4 protein-coding genes, 3 tRNA genes and 1 pseudogene are annotated in these 4,790 nt (G+C 36.5%); 4 read left to right on the top strand and 4 right to left on the bottom strand.

The window, feature by feature from the left end:
* Positions 1 to 384 precede the first annotated feature (384 nt).
* On the top strand, positions 385 to 1,764 hold the full coding sequence (locus tag H6W52_RS20830; protein ID WP_116100124.1) for a tetratricopeptide repeat protein: 1,380 nt from the start codon (positions 385 to 387) through the stop codon (positions 1,762 to 1,764).
* A gap of 49 nt (positions 1,765 to 1,813) precedes the next feature.
* Here the strand turns inward: H6W52_RS20830 and H6W52_RS20825 are convergent, their stop codons facing one another.
* The 3 genes from H6W52_RS20825 to H6W52_RS20815 are packed head-to-tail and all read right to left on the bottom strand — an operon-like array spanning position 1,814 to position 3,781.
* Positions 1,814 to 2,704 carry a DMT family transporter gene (locus tag H6W52_RS20825; RefSeq protein ID WP_116100123.1) on the bottom strand — a complete coding sequence of 297 codons (891 nt, stop codon included), beginning with the start codon at positions 2,702 to 2,704 and terminating at the stop codon, positions 1,814 to 1,816.
* Positions 2,691 to 3,344: a leucyl/phenylalanyl-tRNA--protein transferase gene (gene aat / locus H6W52_RS20820; RefSeq protein WP_116100122.1), complete on the bottom strand. Its 654-nt coding sequence runs from the start codon at positions 3,342 to 3,344 to the stop codon at positions 2,691 to 2,693. The genes H6W52_RS20825 and aat overlap by 14 nt, the downstream gene beginning before the upstream one ends.
* A gap of 59 nt (positions 3,345 to 3,403) precedes the next feature.
* Complete coding sequence (locus H6W52_RS20815; RefSeq protein ID WP_076391131.1) at positions 3,404 to 3,781, bottom strand: DUF3127 domain-containing protein; 378 nt, start codon at positions 3,779 to 3,781, stop codon at positions 3,404 to 3,406.
* 192 nt (positions 3,782 to 3,973) lie between these two features.
* On the opposite strand from H6W52_RS20815, the gene H6W52_RS20810 reads away from it, so the two are divergent.
* The 3 genes from H6W52_RS20810 (at position 3,974) to H6W52_RS20800 (ending at position 4,225) form a co-directional block, all read left to right on the top strand.
* Positions 3,974 to 4,055, top strand: a tRNA-Leu gene (locus H6W52_RS20810).
* 6 nt (positions 4,056 to 4,061) lie between these two features.
* Positions 4,062 to 4,137, top strand: a tRNA-Gly gene (locus H6W52_RS20805).
* 4 nt (positions 4,138 to 4,141) lie between these two features.
* Positions 4,142 to 4,225, top strand: a tRNA-Leu gene (locus H6W52_RS20800).
* A 110-nt stretch (positions 4,226 to 4,335) separates the two neighbouring features.
* Here the strand turns inward: H6W52_RS20800 and H6W52_RS20795 are convergent.
* Positions 4,336 to 4,704: pseudogene (locus tag H6W52_RS20795) on the bottom strand (ISL3 family transposase); the annotation flags it as partial.
* Positions 4,705 to 4,790 lie beyond the last annotated feature (86 nt).

Genomic DNA, 4,790 nt, shown 5'->3' with positions numbered 1-4,790 from the left:
AAGAAGGAGCGTAAAACTATACGTTTTACACTCCTTTTTTATTGGTTAATAAAAATTTAGTTTTTCAGTGACCTCGCTTTTTAGCTCCGTTTTTTTTGATGGAATGCTAAGAAAAGGTAAATATCAGAAGAGAATTTCAATTCCTCTAAAATGCTTCCACTATTATGTTAAATTAACAATAACTCCTCCTTTTTTATCCACAATTCTTTGATGATAATGATCTTTTTACTATCTTTCAGATAGAAATTTACGAAAATAAATGTCAAAAAAATTTCGCAACTTTGCATACATTTTGAATCATAAATTTCAGAAGTAATATTAATTTAAAAAGTTTGTCGAGGTCTGTAAGCATATTCAGACATTGGCCGACGAAGGATGTGAGTATTGGAAGAGTATTTTGGAAATGAACTTGTGAAGAAGTTCGAAGAAATGATGGAAAATAATGATGAATTCTACTTTGATACAGAAGAATTGGAAGACATCATTGTTTACTACCTGGAGCTGGGAGACTTTAATTACGCCGATATGGCGGTGAATTATGGTTTGAAGCTTCATCCCAATTCTTTGGACATTAAGATTAAAAAACTTGAAGTTCTTTTAGAATGGGAAGATTATAATGCGGCGAAAGATCTTATCGATGAGCTGAAAGGTTCTTCAATGGAAAACACAGACTTTTTGGTATGCTACGCAAAGTATTATTCGAATTTAGGAAATCCTAAAAAATCCATAGAAATTTGTAAAAAAGCACTGGAGCTGAAGGAAGAAGAGAATTTCCTTCACAACTTTATTGCAGATGAATATGTAAATTTAGGAGACCCCTTTAACGCTCTTAAACATTACAGAAAAGCACTGAAAGAAGATCCTACGGATGAATATTCGTTGGAAAATTGTATGGTGTGCTTTGCAGATCTTAATAAGAGCGAGGAGGCAATTGCCTTTCTGAATGAATATCTGGACGAGTTTGCCTATTCTGAAGTAGCGTGGTTGGAATACGGACAGTTCTATTTCAATAGGAAAAATTACGAAGAAGCGATAAAAGGATACGATTATTTATTGGCGATCAATTCCAACTCTGTAGGAGTTTATGCCAATAAAGCGGCTTGTTATGAAGCTTTAGGACAGTATAAAAAAGCAATCGAAGTCTACGAAGAAATGCTGGAACTGGAATATACCAAAGCGTTTACCTTCTATAAAATTGGGCTGTGTTATAAAGCTCTGAAGCAGCCTATCGTTGCCTTAAACTTTTTCCAGAAATCCTTAAGAGAAGATCCGCAGTTCTATCTTGCCATGATGGAGCAGTCGTATCTTTACGAGGAAATGGGCGGAATGACGGAAGCATTGCATTTTGCAAGAGAAGCTACGTATCTTAACGAAAATAACCTTGATTACCAGAAAAGATTAGCATTTCTGTTCATTGATTCAGGTAAGTTCGAGGAAAGTCTTTCTTGTCTTAAAAAGCTGGTGGATGTGGAACCTTCAAGATTCTACAACTGGTACGCTTACTCGGAAGTTTTAATGCTTTTGGGAGAATATGAAGAAGCGATTATCGTTTTAAAAGAAGCTTTAAAATCGCATAACAGAGCCGAATTGTATTATCAGCTCAGCAACTGTTATTTCAACCTTAAAGATCAGGAAAAAGGCGTTGAATCTCTTCAGAATGCGCTAGAGCTTGATCCTTCTTTAGTAACGGATATGCAGAAAAAATATCCCTTCATTAAAGATGAGGTTAAAAAAGTGAAGGCAAAAGTTAAAAAGAAAAATTAGTCATTTGATTTTCCGATTACACAATAAAAATCCTGCAGAAATGCAGGATTTATTTTTTAATTATATTAGATTTTGTCCTTAAAAAGATGAGTCCTGCAATAATAATACTTGCCCCCAAAAACTGTAAAACTGAAAGCTTTTCACCATCCAGAATTCCCCAGATGATTGCAACAATAGGCATCAGTAAAGTTACGGTTGATGCAAATAATGGCGTTGAAACTTTTAACAGACGGTAATTCATCATCATAGCCAGTCCGGTTCCGAAAATTGATAGAAGACTTACAAAAAAAAGTCCGGTCAGATTGCTTTCATCAAAACTGAATGTCGAAAAAAATCCTGTAAAAGTTAAAGCAATTAAGGAAGGAAAAAATAAAACAAAGCCAAACACAAAAGCTGATAAAACGGTTGACGAAACTTCCATAAGCTTTGATTTCACCGTTGTTGTGCTCAAAGCATAGCAAAAAGTAGCCAGAATCAGCAGCAAAATAGGAATCATTTTAAATTTTCCGTCTTCTCCGTCTCCGCCAAAAGCCAGTAGACAAACTCCGCTGAAACTTATTAAAGTCCCGATAAGCTGTTTCTTTGTTGTTTCAAACTTCCAGATCAGAGCGCCCACAATAATCACGAAAATCGGCATCATGGAGTTGATAATTCCCGCAATACTACTGCTTACTTCTGTCTCTGCAATCGGAAACAGAAACATCGGAAAAAAATTCCCCGTAAAAGCCGCTAAAATCAGCCATTTTAAATGCTTCTTGGGAAAAAGTTTGTATTTTGAAATTGCAACAGGCATCAGAATAATTCCTGCGATTAAAACCCGTAAAGCTCCCACCTGATAAGGACTGAAATGCTCCAGAGATTTTTTGATCAGAATAAATGACGATCCCCAAATGATACTGAGTACAACCAGAAGGATCCATTTTTCTTTATCTGCGTTCATTGTTTTCGTATAAAATTTTTAAAAACTCTTTTTTAGGAATCATCCTTGCTCCCAGGCTTTCAAGGTGGTCTGTGTGAGACTGGCAGTCAATAAGTTCGATGCTGTTCTGATATTTTTCAGCGAAATAAATAAATCCGGCTTTGGAAGCGTTGCTCACTTTGGCAAACATGCTTTCGCCGCAGAAAACATTCCCAATCTGTAAACCATAAAAACCACCGACCAATTCTTCATCCTGCCATACTTCAATGCTTTTTGCCAGTCCGTAATCATGAAGCCTGATGAAAACGTTCATTAATTCATCCGAAAGCCATGTTCCAGTCTGTCCTTTCCTGCTAATTTCCTGACAGTTTCTGATAACCTCTCTGAAATTTTTGTTTTCCGAAAAAGTAAAAATATTCCTGTTGAGAATTTTTTTCATCGACTTTGAAATCTTAATCTCTTTCGGAAACAATACAAATCTCGGATCAGGACACCACCAAAGAATTTCCTCATCGGGATTATACCATGGGAAAATTCCCAACTGATAGGCAAACCAAACTCTGTCGATCGAAAGATCACCGCCAAAAGCAATAACACCTTCGTGCCCGTCATAAACCTTCGGATCGGGAAATGAAATTTCGTTTTCGTCTAATCGAACCATTTTCAAAAAAAATCCTACTTTATAAAGCAGGATTTGTATTTTCAGTGTTATCTATTGTATTAGAAAGGAAGATCATCGTCCTCGTCATCTGCAAAAGGATTCTCGTTGGAAACCGGAGAAGCAGACTGCGATGGCGCTGCCTGTGTAGGTTCTGAAGCATTATCGAATACTTTTTCTACTCTCCATCCTGTAATGGAATTGAAGTATTTTGTTTCGCCTTGTGGAGAAACCCATTCTCTTCCTCTGATGTTGATTCCTACTTTCACATTCTCTCCTTCTCTTAAATTATCCAATAAACTGATCTTATCAGACAAAAATTCTATGTTTATCGGTTGTGGATACTGCTCCTGCGTCAGAATCACCATTTCTCTCTTTTGGAAACCGCTCGCAAAAGTCTGAGCATCAAATATTTTCTTTACCGTTCCTTGTAATTCCATATCATATTAATTAACGCTGTAAAAGTAAGAAAATCAATCGTAATAAAGGCTACGCGAAAAAAAAAATGTAAAAATTTTAATTTTTTTTCCTGAAAAGTTTGGAGGTAAAAGAATTTATCCTATCTTTGCACCACTGAAAACGACAAAACGAAACAAGTTCTTTTAAAAAAATAAGTTTTCATCATAATCAACGCGGATGTGGTGTAATTGGTAGCCACGCCAGACTTAGGATCTGGTGCCGAGAGGCGTGGGGGTTCGAGTCCCTTCATCCGCACAGTATGCGAAAATAGCTCAGCTGGTAGAGCACAACCTTGCCAAGGTTGGGGTCGCGGGTTCGAATCCCGTTTTTCGCTCCACGCCGCCCTGGTGGTGGAACTGGTAGACACGCAGGACTTAAAATCCTGTGCCTCTTTTGGCGTGCGGGTTCAAGTCCCGCCTGGGGTACATAGAAAACCTGATAATCATTTGATTGTCAGGTTTTTTTGTTTTTATCAGGCACAACATGGTCACAACACTTTGAAAATAAATGAAGGATCAATCGCAAAACTTGGGGGCTATGCAAAAAGTTTAGTCAACCTGAATAGAAAGAAAGTTCTGTCTTTTACCCCTCGAAGTTGTAGTCTGAAGTTTTTAATTTTCGCATTAAAAGATTCCGCAGCAGCATTGGTGCTTCTTGCTTCAAAATAATTGAGAATATCGTTGTAATGATTTATAATGGTGTTCTTTAGTGTAGAAAATGATTTAAAACCTGACTCTTCAACATCCTTAAACCAATGAGCCAACTTCAACATGGCAACGGATTTTGTTATATTTTGATTGTATATTTTTCTTAAACTATCCGATAAATGGTAGATTTTTTCTAAATCGGGATATTCTCTAAACAGGATCTTTACTCGTTTACTTTGATTTTCTGTCCATTTTTCCCTGCTTTTGTAACGTGAATTCGGAGAAAAACATGAGGTGCTTAATGTCTAAAATTAATATTTTAGAATTGAACAAATACTAAAAC

The organism is Chryseobacterium sp. C2(2020), assembly GCF_014218915.1.
In the GTDB taxonomy this organism is placed as follows: domain Bacteria; phylum Bacteroidota; class Bacteroidia; order Flavobacteriales; family Weeksellaceae; genus Chryseobacterium; species Chryseobacterium mucoviscidosis.
Note: the sequence above shows the minus strand (reverse complement) of the source record. Positions and strands in the feature narration are given on the sequence as shown.

Bases quoted from the DNA above. Each gene is read 5' to 3' on its own strand.
- H6W52_RS20825 (WP_116100123.1), bottom strand. From the start codon at position 2,704: ATGAACGCAGATAAAGAAAAATGGATCCTTCTGGTTGTACTCAGTATC.
- aat (WP_116100122.1), bottom strand. From the start codon at position 3,344: ATGGTTCGATTAGACGAAAACGAAATTTCATTTCCCGATCCGAAGGTT.
- H6W52_RS20815 (WP_076391131.1), bottom strand. From the start codon at position 3,781: ATGGAATTACAAGGAACGGTAAAGAAAATATTTGATGCTCAGACTTTT.